Raw genomic sequence first — 16,223 nt, 5'->3', positions numbered from 1 at the left:
GATTTTTCCTCCACCGCCAGCGAACCCGCGTCCTACACCACCGGCGCAGTACCCCTCAAGGGCAGAACGCTGGTTATAATGCGGCGCCTTCATGCAGGGCACTGTCAGACTTTACTGTTTGCAGCCTCAGCCGTTTTTTCAGCGCTGGGCAGCAATTTCCCGATTTCGAGGGTCAACAGGCAGCCTTTTGACCCAGGCAGCGGCGCCGCTGGCGCCGCTCAACCAGCCTCGCAACGCCTTGTTTTCCGGGCCTGCGAGCTGCTTTTCAAGAATTTCAGGTGGTTTTATGGACAGCATCAACAGCCGCATTGCCGAGGAACTCGGTGTACGCCCACAACAGGTCGAAGCGGCCGTCGCGCTATTGGATGAAGGCTCCACCGTGCCTTTCATCGCCCGTTACCGTAAAGAAGTGACCGGCAGCCTCGACGACACCCAACTGCGTCACCTGGAAGAGCGCCTGCGCTACCTGCGAGAACTCGACGAACGGCGCATCAGCATCCTCGCCAGCATTGAGGAACAGGGCAAATTGACCCCGCAGCTGGAACGCGACATCAAGCTCGCCGACACCAAGACCCGCCTCGAAGACCTTTACCTGCCCTACAAACAGAAGCGCCGCACCAAGGGCCAGATCGCTCTGGAAGCCGGTTTGGGCGAGTTGGCCGATGGCCTGTTCAACGACCCGTCGCTGACCCCGGAAACCGAAGCCGCACGCTTTATCGATGCCGAAAAAGGCGTCGCCGACGTCAAGGCCGCCCTCGAAGGTGCCAAGTACATCCTCATGGAGCGTTTCGCCGAAAACGCCGGCCTGCTGGAAAAACTGCGCACTTACCTCAAGCAGGAAGCCATTCTCAGCGCTCGCGTTATCGCCGGCAAAGAGGAAGAAGGCGCCAAGTTCCGCGATTATTTCGAACACGACGAACCGCTCAAGAGCATGCCGTCGCACCGCGCACTCGCAATTTTCCGGGGTCGCAACGAAGGCATTCTCAGCTCCGCACTCAAAGTCGGCGACGAGTTGCCGGGCACCATGCACCCGTGCGAAGGCATGATCGGTCAACAATTCGGCATCCAGAATCAGAACCGTCCTGCGGACAAGTGGCTCGGTGAAGTCGTGCGCTGGACCTGGAAGGTCAAGCTTTACACGCACCTGGAAACCGACCTGCTCGGCGAGCTGCGCGACGGCGCTGAAACCGAGGCGATCAACGTGTTCGCCCACAACCTGCACGACCTGCTGCTGGCCGCACCGGCCGGCCCGCGCGCCACCCTGGGCCTCGACCCGGGCTTGCGCACCGGCTGCAAGGTGGCGGTGGTCGACTCCACCGGCAAGCTGCTGGACCACGCCACCGTGTACCCGCACGTGCCGCACAACAAGTGGGACCAGACCCTCGCCATCCTGGCCGCGCTGTGCGCCAAGCACGCCGTGGACCTGATCGCCATCGGCAACGGCACCGCCAGCCGTGAAACCGACAAGCTGGCCGCCGAGCTGATCAAAAAGTACCCCGCCATGAAGATGACCAAGGTCATGGTCTCCGAGGCCGGCGCGTCGGTGTATTCGGCGTCGGAACTGGCTTCCAAGGAATTCCCGGACCTCGACGTGTCGATCCGTGGCGCCGTCTCCATTGCTCGCCGCCTGCAAGACCCGCTGGCAGAGCTGGTGAAGATCGACCCTAAATCCATCGGTGTCGGCCAGTACCAGCACGACGTCTCGCAGCTGAAACTGGCGCGCGGCCTGGATGCAGTAGTGGAAGACTGCGTGAACAAGGTGGGCGTGGATGTAAACACCGCCTCGGTCGCGCTGCTGGCGCGTATCTCGGGCCTGAACACCACCCTGGCGCAGAACATCGTTACTCACCGTGACGAGAACGGTGCGTTCAAAACCCGTGCCGCGCTGAAAAAAGTGGCACGCCTGGGCGAAAAAACCTTTGAACAGGCCGCCGGCTTCCTGCGCGTCATGAACGGCGATAACCCGCTGGATTCGTCTGCGGTCCACCCGGAGGCCTACCCGCTGGTACAGCGCATTGCCGCCGAGACCGACCGTGATATCCGTTCGCTGATCGGTGACGCCGCGTTCCTCAAGCGCCTGGACCCGAAAAAGTACACCGACGAAACCTTCGGCGTGCCGACCATCACCGACATCCTGCAAGAGCTGGAAAAACCTGGCCGCGACCCGCGTCCCGAGTTCAAGACCGCGGAGTTCCAGGACGGCGTTGAAGACCTCAAGGACCTGCAGCCCGGCATGATCCTCGAAGGCGTGGTCACCAACGTGACCAACTTCGGCGCCTTTGTGGATATCGGCGTGCATCAGGACGGTTTGGTGCACATCTCTGCGCTTTCGGAGAAGTTCATCAAGGACCCGCGCGAAGCGGTCAAAGCCGGTGACGTGGTCAAGGTCAAGGTCATGGAAGTCGATATCCCGCGTAAGCGCGTGGGCCTGTCGATGCGCATGAGCGACACCCCCGGCGAGAAAATCGACGGCGCCCGTGGTGCGCGCCCAGGCTCCGCACCGCGCCAGTCCCAGGGCAGTGCGCCGCGTAAAGAGCCTACCGCGACGGCCGCGCCGAGCAACAACGCCATGGCGTCGTTGTTCGCCAACGCCAAACAGTTGAAGAAACGCTGATGGAAATCCCGGCCGGTTTGACCCAGAGCGCGTTCAGCGAGCTGATCGGCTGCCGCCTGCAACGCCTGGACGAGGGCGTTGCCGAGGTGGCCCTGACCCTGGAGCCGCAACTGCGCAACCGCGCGGGCAAGCTCCATGGCGGGGCGATTTTCAGCCTGGTCGATATCACCATGGGGCTGGCCTGTTCCAGCGCCCATGGTTTTGACCAGCAGAGCGCGACCATCGAGTGCAAGATCAACTATATCCGCGCCGTTGAAGACGGGGATGTGCTGTGCACCAGCCGGGTGATTCACGCCGGCAGACGCACATTGGTGGTGGAAGCCGATGTGTATCAAGGCGAAAGACTTGTCGCAAAAGCACAAGGCACCTTCGCTGTCCTCTAGCTCCCCGCCCTCGATTTGAGTTAATTTCGGCGCTGCGACAACAGCGTCGGAATTTTCTTGCTGCGCTATAGCCCAATTCATGGAGTGAAGTAGGCTTTTTCAATGTGAGCCAAATCGACTCTAAACCAGGCGATAACGCCAGTTTCAACTTCACCCTTGTAGACCGTCCTGCCCACCCCCATATTGGGGCGACTGACGCGTGAAGGAATCCAACTTGAGCGAACTTCTCAACCGCCGCCTGGCCCTGCTCGGCAAGCGCGAACACCTCTCCCTGCTAGAGCAATGCTTGCACGGCATCGAGCGTGAATGCCTACGCGTCACCGGTGAGGGTCGCCTGGCACAAACGCCGCACCCCGAAGCACTGGGCGCCGCGCTGACCAACGAATTGATCACCACCGACTACTCGGAATCGCTGCTGGAGTTCATCACTCCCGCCCTGCCCAACCCGGCCGATACCCTGAGCAGCCTGGACAAGATCCACCGGTTTGCCTACAGCAAGCTCGGCAGCGAGTACCTGTGGAGCCCTTCGATGCCGTGCCCGTTGCCGGCCGAGGAAGATATTCCGATCGCCTACTACGGCACCTCCAATATCGGCCAACTCAAGTACGTGTACCGCAAGGGCCTGGCCCTGCGTTACGGCAAGACCATGCAGTGCATCGCCGGCATCCACTACAACTTTTCCCTGCCGGAACAGCTGTGGCCGTTGCTCAAGGAGACTGAAGGCTTCGTCGGCACCGACCGCGACTATCAGTCCACGGCCTACATCGCGCTGATCCGTAACTTCCGCCGCTACAGCTGGCTGCTGATGTACCTGTTCGGTGCCTCACCGGCGCTGGACGCGGGTTTCCTGCGCGGTCGGTCGCACCAGTTGGACGTACTGGACGCCGACACGCTGTACCTGCCGTACGCCACCAGCCTGCGCATGAGCGACCTGGGTTACCAGAGCAACGCCCAAGCCGGCCTGACGCCGTGCTACAACGATTTGAGCAGCTACACCGACAGCCTGCGTGAAGCGGTGGCAACGCCCTACGCACCTTACGTCGAAGTCGGCACCCATAAGGATGGTGAGTGGGTACAGCTCAACACCAACATCCTGCAGATCGAAAACGAGTACTACTCCAATATCCGCCCCAAGCGCGTGACCTACACCGGCGAACGGCCGATCCAGGCGCTGATGGCCCGTGGCATCCAATACATCGAAGTGCGCTGCCTGGACATCAACCCGTTCCTGCCGATGGGCATCGACCTGCCGGAATCACGCTTCCTCGATGCGTTCCTGCTGTACTGCGCGTTGAACGACAGCCCGCTGTTCGCCAACAACGAGTGCGGCAATGCCACCTCCAACTTCCTCAGTGTGGTCAAGGAGGGCCGTCGCCCAGGCCTGCAATTGCAGCGTGACGGCCAGGCGGTGGACATGAAGGAATGGGCCACCGAGCTGCTGGAGCAGATCGCCCCGCTCGCGGCCTTGCTGGATGAGAGCCATGGCATCACCGAGCACAGCCAGGCGCTGGACGCTCAGTTGGCGAAGGTCAAGGACTCGTCCCTGACGCCGTCGGCCCAAGTACTGGCAACGATGGCCGAGCGCAAAGAGAGTTTTGCGCAGTTCTCCCTGCACCAGAGCGAGGTGCACGCCGCGCACTTCCGTCAGGAGCCGTTACCGGCCGATGAGCAGGCACGCTTTGAAGAGCTGGCGCGTAAGTCGCTGGCTCAGCAGGTGGAGCTTGAGCAGAACGAAGTGGGCGACTTTGACGTGTTTGTCGGCTCGTACCAGGCAAGCATTCTGGCGATCAGTAACTAAAGCCTTGCTCGGTCCCCTGTGGGAGCTGGCTTGCCAGCTCCCACATTTGTCTTCATTGGGTTGAAGATTGCGCTCATTCTTCTACTCATAAGCTAATTCGAAAATGTTATTTATTTTCGAGTTCTTAGATCATTTAGTCTCCTCACACGCCGACCCTCGGCCGCCTGATTGAGGAGCTTCCCCCTTGAAACTGCTTACCCCATTGCGCCTCTTGGCCGCATTGTCCCTGGCCGGTGCCAGCCTGTTTGCCCAGGCGGCAGATGTGACCATCGCCTACCAGACCACCGTGGACCCGGCGAAAGTCGCCCAGGCTGACGGCGCGTATGAAAAAGCTACCAATGCCAAGATCGACTGGCGCAAATTCGACAATGGCGCCGACATTATTGCCGCCATTGCTTCCGGCGACGTGCAGATCGGCTACCTCGGTTCCAGCCCACTGACCGCTGCGGTAACGCGCAAAGTGCCGGTGGAAACCTTCCTGGTCGCCACCCAGATCGGCGGCGCCGAAGCGCTGGTGGCGCGTAATGGTTCGGGGATCAACAGCCCACAGGACCTGATCGGCAAAAAGATTGCCGTGCCCTTCGTTTCCACCGGCCACTACAGCCTGTTGGCCGCGCTGAAGCACTGGAACATCGACCCGTCCAAAGTGACCATTCTCAACCTCGCACCGCCGGCAATCATCGCGGCGTGGAAGCGCGGTGATATCGACGCGACTTACGTGTGGGACCCGGCCCTGGGCATCGCCAAGGAAAACGGCAAAGTGCTGATCACCTCCGGCGAACTGGCCAAGTTCGGCGCGCCCACCTTCGATGCCTGGATCGTGCGCAAAGACTACGCCGAAAAACACCCGGAAATCGTCACCGCCTTCGCCAAAGTCACCCTGGACGCCTACGCCGCCTACCGCAAAGACCCACAAGCCTGGCTGGCCGACAAAGGCAATGTCGACAAACTGGTGAAGCTCTCCGGCGCCAAGGCCAGTGACATCCCACTGCTGCTGCAAGGCAACGTCTACCCACTGGCGGCTGACCAAGTGACCCTGCTGGGCGCACCGACTACCAAGGCTGTGACCGACACCGCCGCGTTCCTCAAGGAACAAGGCAAAGTCGAGGCCGTGCTGCCGGACTACGCCCCTTACGTCAGCGCCAAGTTCATCACTAACTGACTCAAGGAGTTCCTCGCGATGGCCTTGCTACAACTGGAGCGCATCAGCGCACAGTACCCAGGCGCCACAGAACCGGTACTGTCCGATATTTCACTCGACCTTGGGCCTCAGCAATTGCTGGTGGCCCTCGGCCCGTCCGGCAGTGGCAAGACTTCGCTGTTGAACCTGATTGCCGGTTTCGTCGAACCCTCTGCCGGGCTCATCACCCTCGATGGCGTGCCGGTCAAAGGCCCGAGCGCCGAACGCGGCGTGGTGTTCCAGGACGATGCTCTGCTGCCCTGGCAGGACGTGCTGGCCAACGTCGGCTTCGGCCTGGAGCTGGCCGGTGTGCCCAAGGCGCAACGTGAAGTGCGCGCCCGGGAAATGCTCGCACTGGTCGACCTCGCCGGTTTCGACAGCCGCCGTGTCTGGCAGCTTTCCGGTGGCCAGAAACAGCGTGTGGGCCTGGCTCGCGCGTTGGCGGCTGACCCTCGCGTATTGCTGATGGACGAGCCTTTCGGCGCCCTTGATGCCTTCACCCGCGAACAGATGCAGGAATTGCTCCTGCAAGTCTGGCGGCGCACGGCCAAGCCGGTGTTCCTGATTACCCATGACATTGAAGAGGCGGTATTTCTCGCCACCGACCTGATCCTGTTGGCGCCCAACCCAGGCCAGATCGTCGAGCGCCTGCACCTGGACTTCGGTCAACGCTACGCCGCCGGTGAATCGGCGCGGGCGATCAAGTCCGACCCGCGCTTTATCGAAACCCGTGAACACGTGCTGGGCAAAGTGTTCTCGCAACGGCAGGTGTCCGCATGAGCAGCTACGAACTTCCCGCCACGGCTGCCAAGCCGGTAACGCACAAGGTCATTGCGGTACGTCGTAGCCTGAGCACGCGCTGGATCAGCGTACTCACCCTGGTCGCCTTGCTGGCGCTCTGGTGGGCGGTCACCGCCACTGGCGTGATCGAACCACTGTTCCTGCCGCCGCCGTCCGCCGTGCTGCAAAAAGGCTGGCTGCTGGCGACCACCGGCTATATGGATTCCACCTTGTGGCAGCACCTGGGCGCGAGCCTCACGCGCATCGGCCTGGGCCTGGGTTTTGCGGTGCTGACCGCCGTGCCGGTGGGGATTGCCATCGGTTCCAACCGCATTGCCCGTGGCATCCTCGACCCGCTGATCGAGTTCTACCGGCCGATTCCGCCCCTGGCTTACCTGCCGCTGATCGTGATCTGGTGCGGCATCGGTGAGCTGTCCAAGGTGTTGCTGATTTACCTGGCGATCTTTGCGCCTATCGCCATCGCCACTGCGACCGGCGTGCGCACGGTCGACCCGGCCAAGCTGCGTGCCGCGCAGTCGTTGGGCGCCACCCGCGCCCAGTTGATTCGCCATGTGATCCTGCCGAGCGCCCTGCCCGACATCCTTACCGGCGTGCGCATCGGCCTGGGAGTGGGTTGGTCGACCCTGGTTGCCGCCGAACTGATCGCCGCCACCAGCGGCCTGGGCTTTATGGTGCAGTCGGCGGCGCAGTTCCTGGTCACCGACGTGGTGGTGCTGGGGATTCTGGTGATCGCCCTGATCGCCTTCGCCATGGAAATGGGCCTGCGTGCCCTGCAGCGCAAATTGGTGCCCTGGCATGGCCAGGCACATTGAGTGAGAACCGCATGAGCAGCCTGACCGTTACGCCGATAAGCACCGCCCTGGGCGCCCTGATCAGTGGCGTCGATATCACCCGACCGTTGAGCCTCCAAGAACGTGACGCCATTGAGCAGGCGCTGCTCAGCCACTCGGTGCTGTTCTTCCGTGGCCAGGCCGTCACCCCGCAGCAACAGGCGCGGTTTGCAGCAAATTTTGGCGACCTGCATATTCACCCGATCTACCCCAACGTGCCGGAGCAGCCCGAAGTGCTGATCCTCGACACCGCCGTGACCGACGTACGCGATAACGCCGTATGGCACACCGACGTGACCTTCCTGCCGACGCCTGCGCTCGGTGCGGTGCTCAGCGCCAAGCTGCTGCCGGCCTTTGGCGGCGACACGTTGTGGGCCAGTGGCATCGCGGCGTATGAAGCCTTGTCGGAGCCGCTTAAACGCCTGCTCGATGGCCTGACGGCAACGCACGACTTCACCAAATCCTTCCCGCTGGAGCGCTTTGGCAACACCGCCGAAGACCTGGCGCGTTGGGAGGAGACCCGCAAGAAGAATCCACCGCTGTCACACCCAGTGGTGCGCACGCATCCGGTAAGCGGGCGAAAGTCGCTGTTTGTAAGTGACGGGTTCACCACCAAAATCAACGAGCTGGAGCCGGCGGAAAGCGAGGCCATACTGAAGCTGCTGTTTGCCCACGCAACGCGGCCGGAATTCACCATACGCTGGCGCTGGCAGGAGAACGACGTGGCATTCTGGGACAACCGCGTGACCCAGCACTACGCCGTGGATGACTACCGACCGCAGCGACGCGTGATGCATCGCGCCACGATCCTGGGTGACGTCCCGTTCTAGCGCCTGGCGATGATCAAAAGTGAGAGCTGGCTTGCCTGCGATAGCGGCGTACCAGCCCATACATTCATCGACTGACACACCGCCATCGCGGGCAAGCCCGGCTCCCACATTTTTGACCGGGTTGTGCCGGTTTATTCAGCAGTGGACGGTTTTTCCCACAGGTTAATCCCGCCTTCCTGCGCAAACCGGTCGATCTCCGCCAGTTCTTCCGCGCTGAAGTTCAGGTTCTTCAACGCGCCGACGTTTTCAATGATCTGCTCCGGCCGGCTCGCACCAATCAAGGCACTGGTCACCCTTGGGTCACGCAGGGTCCAGGCCAGGGCCAGTTGCGCGAGGCTCTGGCCGCGGCGCTTGGCGATTTCATTCAGCCCACGCACATGGGCGATGTTGGCTTCGGACAAGTGCTTGGCCTGCAGCGAGCCGCCACCCGGGCGGTTGACGCGCGCATCGGCCGGCACGCCGTTGAGGTACTTGTCAGTGAGCAAACCCTGGGCCAGCGGCGTGAAGGCAATCACACCGGCACCCAGTTCATCGGTGGTGTCCAGCAGGTCTTTTTCAATCCAGCGGTTGAGCAGGTTGTAGGCCGGCTGGTGAATCAACAGCGGCACTTTCCACTCTTGCAGCAGAGCGGCCATTTCGCGGGTTTTCACCCCCGAATAAGACGAGATACCGATGTACAACGCCTTGCCCTGTTGCACGGCAGTGGCGAGTGCGCTGGCGGTTTCTTCCAGCGGGGTGTCGGCGTCAAAACGGTGGGAGTAGAAAATATCCACGTAGTCGACGCCCAGGCGTTGCAGGCTCTGGTCCAGGCTCGCCAGAACGTATTTGCGCGAACCGCCACCCTGGCCGTAAGGGCCGGGCCACATGTCCCAGCCGGCTTTGCTGGAGATGATCAGCTCGTCGCGGTAGTGCTTGAAGTCTTCACGCAGCAAACGGCCGAAGTTGATCTCGGCGCTGCCGTACGGTGGGCCGTAGTTGTTGGCCAGGTCGAAGTGGTTGATCCCCAGGTCGAATGCGGTGCGCAGCAAGGCGCGCTGGGTGTCGATCGGGGTGCTGTCGCCAAAGTTGTGCCACAGCCCCAGGGACAGTGCCGGCAGCACCAACCCACTGCGGCCTACGCGGCGGTACGGGATAGATTCATAGCGGTTTTCGGCAGCAATGTAAGTCATCGAATCCTCTCTTGGACGTAGGCAAATAAGGCCTGGGAATAAGGTTATTCCCAGGCCTTTTAACCAGCTGAATCGCTTGAGCCTGCCGTTCCGTTCTACAGCAATTTGCTACCAGAGTGGAACGACATAGCTGACATAAAAGCGATTTTCATCTTGGACGGTGGCACCGGTAATGTCCGGGCTGGCGTGGGCATTTTTCCAGGTCACGCCCAGGCCCTTGAGGGTGCCGGTGGGTACCTGGTAAGCCACGGCAATATTGCGTTCCCACTCGCTGGTGGTGCCTTGCACGGTGCGTATGTCATCACCGTGGGCATAGGCGGCCGAGAACGTCAGGCCGGTGAGGCCCAGCTTACCGAAGTCGTACTTGTACTGCGCAAGCCAAGTGCGCTCACCGGCGTGTTGAAATTTATTCAACTGCATGTTGGTGAGCGCCGGGGTGTCGGCGCCCGAGCCAGGGCCTTGGCGGTTGTCGCCGCTGTTGAGGCCGGAATCGAGGTACGGAAAGTCGCTGTCGCCGCTGTTTTTCTGGATGCCCAGGCCGACGGTGTGGCCGTCCAGGCTGTAGCTCTCGAGCAGGCTGGCGGTGGTCTGGTTGATGCGGCCTTTGCTGGTGCCGTCACCGTAGAGTCCGGCGCCGGTGAAGTCTTTATCGCCATCGGCGTTGGCGCCCACACCGAGGCTGCGGAACACGCGCACGTCGGTGTCGATGGCGCCCACGCTCAACGCGTCATGGCGCTTGGCGCCGAGGAAGAACTGCTGGTAGTAGTCCTCAAGGTTGGAATACCACAGGCTCACGGTGGTGTTCTGGATGCCGGTGTAATCCGCCCCGCCGAACAGGAAACGATCGCTGTCTTTGGTGCCGCCGGCGGTGATCATGCCCTGGTCGCCGGTTTCGTTGCGGATCTTGGTCTTGAAGATATCGCCGCCGGTGAAGGTGAAGTCGCTGAGGTCTTTGGACACCAGTTGCACGCCGGTGTTGGTCTGCTGGTACAGGCGGCCGTCGGTGTTGGCCAGCACCGGGTTGTTGCCGAACAAGGTGCCGAGGCGCAGCTCATCCTTGGCGAAGCGCATTTTGAACGTTGGGCTGAGTACGCCGAACTGGTCGGCGGACTTGCCGTTGTCCAGCGGGAACATACTGCCGGGGTAGCGGCCCTGGTGGTCTTTGTCGTTAAGATCGCCGCCGGAATCGAGCTTCAAGCCGTAAAACGCCTGCAGATCCAGGCCAAAACCTACCGGGCCGTCGGTGTAGCCGGACTTGAAGTTGAACTCGAAACCCTGGCCCCAATCCCGCACGCTGTGCGCCTTGGCGTTGCTGCCCACCACGTCACGACCCTGCTGGTTGAGATAGCGGTTGAGCAGGGTCACGTCGGCGTGGCTGTCGTCGATAAAATCGGCATGGGCGGACAGCATAAAGCTCGCCATGGCGGCACCCACCATAGGGCTTATTAACGTCTTCATTGTTACCGGTCTCCGTCACTGTTCTGAAATGAAAGCGTCAAACGCTTCACACAATTACGCAGTGGCCAGATGACAGTTCGGAGTCAAAACACTTAGTTCACGAATGAAATTAAGTTTAAGAAAGCCTTAAATTACGCGGGTTTGCGGGCATTTGATCGTTCCCACGCTCTGCGTGGGAATGCATCCATTGACGCTCTGCGTCACCTCTGCGGCGGGACGCAGAGCGTCCCAGGCGGCATTCCCACGCGGAGCGTGGGAACGATCGGCGGGTCAGCGCACCAGGTGCAGGAACTGCAGGTGGCGCTCGTACTGGTCGAGGATGTCGTTGATGATCTGCTCCTTGGTGTAGCCCACCAGATCGTAGTCCTGGCTGCCCTCACTCAAGTGCACTTCCGCGCGGTAATAGCGGCGGTTGTTGATCTCTTTGGAACCCATGCCACCTCGGGCAAACGACGGCGTGAAGTAGCCGCGCATCTGCACCTGGTAAACGAAAGGATGCTCCTCGCCATGCCCGATTTCGAGGCTGACGCTGTCGTTGGACGGGTCAGGCTGAGTCACCACATTCAGGCCCTTCTCGACAAACACCGCCGTCACTTCTTCGATCGCCGGGCGCACCGTCGCTTCGAGGAAGCGGTACACCTCATCCCGTGAAGGGAAGTGCACAGCCTGGCTCAAACGCTGACGCCAGCCGCCACGGCCTTTACGCGCCGCCGACACCGGTGCCAGCGAATGCAGCTGGGCAATCTGCTTCTGCGATTCGAGGTAGAAGGCCTTGTGCAGCCCCCACATCATCAGCAGCAAAATCAGCGAGAACGGCAACGAAGTCAGCACCACCGCCGACTTGAGCGAGTCGATACTGCCGGCAAACAGCAGGGCACTGGTGACCAGCGCCGTCATCGCGCCCCAGAACACCCGCAGCCATTTCGGCCCATCTTCATCGGCGTTGCCGCCTTTGGACGACAAGGTCGACAGCACCACGGTGCCGGAGTCGGCCGAGGTGACGAAAAACACGAAGCTGATAAACACCGTGACGGCGATCACCGTCTTGCTCCACGGGTAGGTTTCCAGCAGCAGGTAGAGGCTCATCGACGGGTCATCGATGGCTGACTGGCCCAGCGCGGTCATGCCATGGTTGAGCACCTGGTCGATGGCGCTGTTGCCGAAGATCGACATCCACGCCAGGGTAAAGCCCAGCGGGATCAGCAGCACGCCAAACACGAACTCGCGGATGGTCCGGCCACGGGAAATACGCGCGATAAACAGGCCCACAAACGGCGACCATGCGATCCACCAGGCCCAGTAGAACACCGTCCAACCGCCCAGCCAGTCGCTGGGTTTGTCGTAGGCGTACACATCGAAGCTCTTCGTCGGCAAGGCGCCGAGGTAGTCACCGATGTTCTGGATCAGGGTGTTGAGCAGGTGCTGGGTAGGGCCTGCGAACAACACGAACAGCAGCAGCGCACAGGCCAGCAGCATGTTGATGTCGGACATCACTCGCACGCCCTTGTCGACACCGGCCACGGCCACGAGGATCGCGGCGCCCATCATCAGGGTGATCAGGCCGACCTGAATCCACTGCGTGTGCGCGATGCCAAACAGGTAGTCGAGACCGGAGTTGAGGTGCAACACGCCAAACCCCATGTCGGCGCCCAGGCCGAACACCGTGGCAATGATGCCGAAACCGTCCACCGCATAACCGATGGGGCCGTTGATGCGTTTGCCGATCAGCGGGTACAGCGCCGAACGCAGCGCCAGCGGCAGGTTATGCCGGTAGGCGAAGTACGCCAGGGCCATGCCGACAAAGGCAAACACGCCCCAGCCATGCAGCCCCCAGTGCAGAAACAGGATCTGCATGGCCTGGCGAGCGGCGTCGGCATTCATCGGCGCGCCCTGAGGCGGCTGCACCAGGTGCGTCAGCGGCTCGGAGACGCAGAAGAAAAACAGCGTGATGCTGATCCCGGCAGCGAACAGCATGCCGGCCCAGGACAGGTAACTGAATTCGGGCTCGTCGTGGTCGGCACCGAGTTTTATCTTGCCGTAGCCCGATAGCGCGGTGACCACCACGAAGACCAGATACAGCGTCATCGCCAGCATGTAGTACCAGCCGACCGTGTTGGCCGCCCAGTTTTGCGCCGCCAGCAGCCAGGCACCGGCCTGTTGCGGGATAGCGATGACAGTGATGCCGAACAGCAGGATGAAGGTTGCGGCAAAGTAGAAAACCGGCGCATTCATGCGCACCAGGCCGCTGGATGGGGTGGACGATGCACTCATGAACGATGCACCCCGAAGGTGTGTGATGTGGCTGTAAATAACGGACTCAGCAAAGGTAAGCCTCCTGTTGTGAGCGGGCAGCGAACCACCGGGTTTAACTTGAACGAGCATTCAAGTTAAACATAGGTAGGCGGTTTGGGACTAATCGCAGGGCTGAGTGGTAGACAATTCCTACACTAGCTCAAGGATTGGTATGACGGGCGCGAGAGGTAAATCGTTCAGCGATTACGGGTCTAATTTGAAATGCGGTTAAACCTGTGGGAGCTGGCTTGTCGGGTCGCCGCATCGCTGCGATAGCGGTGGGTCAGTCAGCAAATCTGTAACTGACAGATCGCTATCGCAGGCAAGCCAGCTCCCACAGTTGATCGGTGTTTGGCTCAAATACTATTTCTGCGCACCGTCGTCATGCTGCAAATTCGCCTGCGTAATGTTCGCCGCCGCCGGCACGCTGCGGGTCAGCCACACATTGCCGCCGATGGTCGAGCCCTTGCCGATGGTGATGCGCCCCAGGATCGTCGCCCCGGCGTAAATCACCACATCGTCCTCAACAATCGGATGGCGCGGATGGCCTTTCTGCAACTGCCCGTCCTCATCCGCCGGGAAGCGCTTGGCGCCCAACGTCACGGCCTGGTAGATGCGCACGCGCTCGCCGATGATCGCGGTCTCGCCGATCACCACACCGGTCCCGTGGTCGATGAAGAAACTCGGGCCGATCTGCGCGCCGGGGTGGATGTCGATGCCGGTGGCCGAGTGGGCAATCTCCGCGCTGATCCGCGCCAGCAACGGCAGCCCGGCGCGGTACAGGTGGTGCGCCAGGCGGTGGTGAATCACCGCCAGAATCCCCGGATAGCACAGCAGCACTTCATCCACACTGCGCGCGGCCGGGTCGCCGTGATAGGCGGCGAGCACGTCGGTGTCCAACAGGCTGCGCAGTGAGGGCAAGGCCAGGGCGAAGTCCTGGATCAGGCGGATGGCCAGTGCATCGACCTCGCTGTCATCCTTGGCGCCCTGGCGCGCGGCGTAGCGCAGCTCCAGACGGGCCTGGGCGAGCAAGGCATTCAGGGCGACGTCGAGGGTATGCCCGACGTAAAAATCTTCACTTTCTTCACGCAGGTCCACCGGCCCCAGGCGCATCGGGAACAGCGCGCCGCACAAGGACTCAAGAATCTGCGCCACCGCCTCGCGGGACGGCAACTCACGGCCACCGTGTTCGCCACTCAGGCGACCATTGCGCGTGCGCCACTGGTCCCGGGCGCTGCGCAGCTGGCTGACGATGGTCTGTAATTGCCAATGACTGGAACGCTCACTCACGGTATTCACTCCTGACGATATGGCCGTCACTTTACGGTATGCACCCTGGCCGCCCTTAAGAACCAATGGTGTGATGCTAAGAACTATCCGGCATAAGCGATTGGCGGTTGCCCGATGAAAAGTGCCTGCCTATAGTCCCCCCATCACTTAGCCACTGTACGTCGCCATGATCAAACAACAGCTCGACCGTTTTAACCGCCTGGAACTGCTGGGCGGCGCCACCGCCCTGGAAAAACTCGAGCGGCTGTCGGCCTGGCTGGGCAGGGACGTTTACGTCAAGCGCGACGACACCACACCGCTGGCCATGGGCGGCAACAAGCTGCGCAAACTTGAATACCTGGGCGCCGATGCCCTTGCGCAAGGTGCCGACACCCTGGTGACCGCCGGCGCCATCCAGTCCAACCACGTGCGCCAGACCGCCGCGCTGGCCGCCAAGCTCGGCCTGGGCTGCGTGGCGCTGCTGGAAAACCCCACCGGCACCGAAGACCCCAACTACCTGGGCAATGGCAACCGCTTGCTGCTGGAGTTGTTCGACGCCAAAGTCGAATTGGTCGAAAACCTCGATAACGTCGACGACCAGCTCAACGCCCTCGCCGACCGCCTGCGCAGCAACGGCAAGAAGCCCTACCTCGTCCCTATCGGCGGCTCCAATGCCTTGGGCGCCTTGGGTTACGTGCGCGCCGGGCTGGAGCTGGCCGGGCAGATCGAAGACAGCGGCATTGAGTTTGCCGCCGTGGTACTGGCCTCGGGCAGCGCCGGCACCCACAGCGGCCTGGCGTTGGCGTTGAGTGAGGTGCTGCCGGATCTGCCGGTGGTGGGCATCACCGTGTCGCGCACCGAAGAAGCCCAGTTCCCGAAGGTACAAGGCTTGGCCGAACGCACCGCCGAGTTGCTGGGCGTGGACATTCCCGAAGCCTTCAAAGTGATTCTGTGGGACGAATATTTCGGCCCGCGCTACGGCGAACCGAACGCCGGCACCCTGGCAGCGGTCAAGCTATTAGCCAGCCAGGAAGGCTTGCTGCTGGACCCGGTCTACACCGGCAAGGCCATGGCCGGTTTGCTCGATGGCATCGGGCGTCAGCGGTTTGAGGACGGCCCGATCATTTTCCTGCACACCGGCGGGGCACCGGCGTTGTTTGCCTATGACTCGGTGCTTAACTGAATAACACGGATCAAACTGTGGGAGCTGGCTTGCCTGCGATAGCGGTGTATCAGCCAACACATTTGTAACTGACGGACCGCTATCGCAGGCAAGCCAGCTCTTATCAAACAAAAAATAACTCATTGTTTTTGCTCTTAAAAATCAAGCCGCTTTAACCAGCTGCAACCCCAACTTTCGCGCCTTGCGCTCCAAGGCGCGCAGTTGCCGGTCCCGGCTACGCTCTTCAAATTCCTCTATTCCTTTCTCAACATAAGGCTGACCTTTGGTCAGCATCGCGTAGATCAGTCGTGCCAGTTGATGCGCTGTCGCCTTAATCGCGCAACAGGTGTCCATCCGGGTCAGGCGCGCTCGGTGGCTGGCACCGATAAAACTTTTGTCGTTACGTGCAATAGAGGCGGCTTGCTTCAGCGCTTGAG

12 protein-coding genes and 1 pseudogene are annotated in these 16,223 nt (G+C 61.4%); 8 read left to right on the top strand and 5 right to left on the bottom strand.

Translation table 11 applies throughout. The annotated features are described in order from the left end of the window. The first annotated feature begins 286 nt into the window (after positions 1-286). From BLV67_RS10050 to tauD, 7 genes are all read left to right on the top strand, one after another. Complete coding sequence (locus BLV67_RS10050; protein WP_069786691.1) at positions 287-2,614, top strand: Tex family protein; 2,328 nt, start codon at positions 287-289, stop codon at positions 2,612-2,614. After that, positions 2,614-2,997 carry a PaaI family thioesterase gene (locus BLV67_RS10045; protein WP_017135364.1) on the top strand — a complete coding sequence of 128 codons (384 nt, stop codon included), beginning with the start codon at positions 2,614-2,616 and terminating at the stop codon, positions 2,995-2,997. The genes BLV67_RS10050 and BLV67_RS10045 overlap by 1 nt, the downstream gene beginning before the upstream one ends. 214 nt (positions 2,998-3,211) lie before the next feature. Next, positions 3,212-4,795 (top strand): glutamate--cysteine ligase, encoded by a 1,584-nt coding sequence (gene gshA / locus BLV67_RS10040; RefSeq protein ID WP_069786690.1) that lies wholly within the window; start codon positions 3,212-3,214, stop codon positions 4,793-4,795. A 184-nt stretch (positions 4,796-4,979) separates the two neighbouring features. Next, complete coding sequence (tauA, locus tag BLV67_RS10035) at positions 4,980-5,957, top strand: taurine ABC transporter substrate-binding protein (protein ID WP_069786689.1); 978 nt, start codon at positions 4,980-4,982, stop codon at positions 5,955-5,957. An 18-nt stretch (positions 5,958-5,975) separates the two neighbouring features. After that, a complete protein-coding gene (tauB, locus tag BLV67_RS10030; RefSeq protein ID WP_069786688.1) occupies positions 5,976-6,755 on the top strand; it encodes a taurine ABC transporter ATP-binding subunit in 780 nt (259 codons plus the stop codon). Next, on the top strand, positions 6,752-7,588 hold the full coding sequence (gene tauC / locus BLV67_RS10025; protein ID WP_056858184.1) for a taurine ABC transporter permease TauC: 837 nt from the start codon (positions 6,752-6,754) through the stop codon (positions 7,586-7,588). The genes tauB and tauC overlap by 4 nt, the downstream gene beginning before the upstream one ends. An 11-nt stretch (positions 7,589-7,599) precedes the next feature. Then, positions 7,600-8,436 (top strand): taurine dioxygenase, encoded by an 837-nt coding sequence (tauD, locus tag BLV67_RS10020; RefSeq protein WP_069786687.1) that lies wholly within the window; start codon positions 7,600-7,602, stop codon positions 8,434-8,436. Positions 8,437-8,567: 131 nt separating this feature from the next. On the opposite strand, the gene mgrA is transcribed toward tauD, so the two are convergent. The 4 genes from mgrA to epsC form a co-directional block, all read right to left on the bottom strand. After that, complete coding sequence (gene mgrA, locus BLV67_RS10015; protein WP_065930849.1) at positions 8,568-9,605, bottom strand: L-glyceraldehyde 3-phosphate reductase; 1,038 nt, start codon at positions 9,603-9,605, stop codon at positions 8,568-8,570. 108 nt (positions 9,606-9,713) lie between these two features. Continuing rightward, positions 9,714-11,042: an OprD family outer membrane porin gene (locus BLV67_RS10010; RefSeq protein ID WP_083269337.1), complete on the bottom strand. Its 1,329-nt coding sequence runs from the start codon at positions 11,040-11,042 to the stop codon at positions 9,714-9,716. A gap of 291 nt (positions 11,043-11,333) precedes the next feature. Beyond that, entirely contained in the window at positions 11,334-13,295 is a 1,962-nt protein-coding gene (gene betT / locus BLV67_RS10005; RefSeq protein WP_163005536.1) for a choline transporter BetT, read from the bottom strand. A gap of 423 nt (positions 13,296-13,718) precedes the next feature. Then, positions 13,719-14,645, bottom strand: coding sequence for a serine O-acetyltransferase EpsC (epsC, locus tag BLV67_RS10000; protein WP_065930852.1), 927 nt, complete (start codon positions 14,643-14,645; stop codon positions 13,719-13,721). 166 nt (positions 14,646-14,811) lie between these two features. Between epsC and BLV67_RS09995 the strand changes: the two genes are divergently transcribed. Further along, the gene (locus BLV67_RS09995) at positions 14,812-15,807 is read left to right on the top strand and encodes a D-cysteine desulfhydrase (RefSeq protein ID WP_069786685.1); all 996 of its coding nucleotides are present in this window, start codon (positions 14,812-14,814) and stop codon (positions 15,805-15,807) included. Positions 15,808-15,948: 141 nt separating this feature from the next. Here the strand turns inward: BLV67_RS09995 and BLV67_RS09990 are convergent. Further along, positions 15,949-16,223: pseudogene (locus tag BLV67_RS09990) on the bottom strand (IS110 family transposase); the annotation flags it as partial.

Origin of the sequence: Pseudomonas salomonii (assembly GCF_900107155.1) — a bacterium.
Taxonomy (GTDB): domain Bacteria; phylum Pseudomonadota; class Gammaproteobacteria; order Pseudomonadales; family Pseudomonadaceae; genus Aquipseudomonas; species Aquipseudomonas salomonii.
This window is presented reverse-complemented; position numbering and strand designations above follow the sequence as displayed.

What these genes read in the sequence shown, in the direction of transcription:
- tauD (WP_069786687.1), top strand. Translation starts at nt 7,600, where the DNA reads ATGAGCAGCCTGACCGTTACGCCGATAAGCACCGCCCTGGGCGCCCTG.
- BLV67_RS10045 (WP_017135364.1), top strand. Translation starts at nt 2,614, where the DNA reads ATGGAAATCCCGGCCGGTTTGACCCAGAGCGCGTTCAGCGAGCTGATC.
- tauC (WP_056858184.1), top strand. Translation starts at nt 6,752, where the DNA reads ATGAGCAGCTACGAACTTCCCGCCACGGCTGCCAAGCCGGTAACGCAC.
- tauB (WP_069786688.1), top strand. Translation starts at nt 5,976, where the DNA reads ATGGCCTTGCTACAACTGGAGCGCATCAGCGCACAGTACCCAGGCGCC.
- mgrA (WP_065930849.1), bottom strand. Translation starts at nt 9,605, where the DNA reads ATGACTTACATTGCTGCCGAAAACCGCTATGAATCTATCCCGTACCGC.
- betT (WP_163005536.1), bottom strand. Translation starts at nt 13,295, where the DNA reads ATGAATGCGCCGGTTTTCTACTTTGCCGCAACCTTCATCCTGCTGTTC.
- BLV67_RS09995 (WP_069786685.1), top strand. Translation starts at nt 14,812, where the DNA reads ATGATCAAACAACAGCTCGACCGTTTTAACCGCCTGGAACTGCTGGGC.
- BLV67_RS10010 (WP_083269337.1), bottom strand. Translation starts at nt 11,042, where the DNA reads ATGGTGGGTGCCGCCATGGCGAGCTTTATGCTGTCCGCCCATGCCGAT.
- BLV67_RS10050 (WP_069786691.1), top strand. Translation starts at nt 287, where the DNA reads ATGGACAGCATCAACAGCCGCATTGCCGAGGAACTCGGTGTACGCCCA.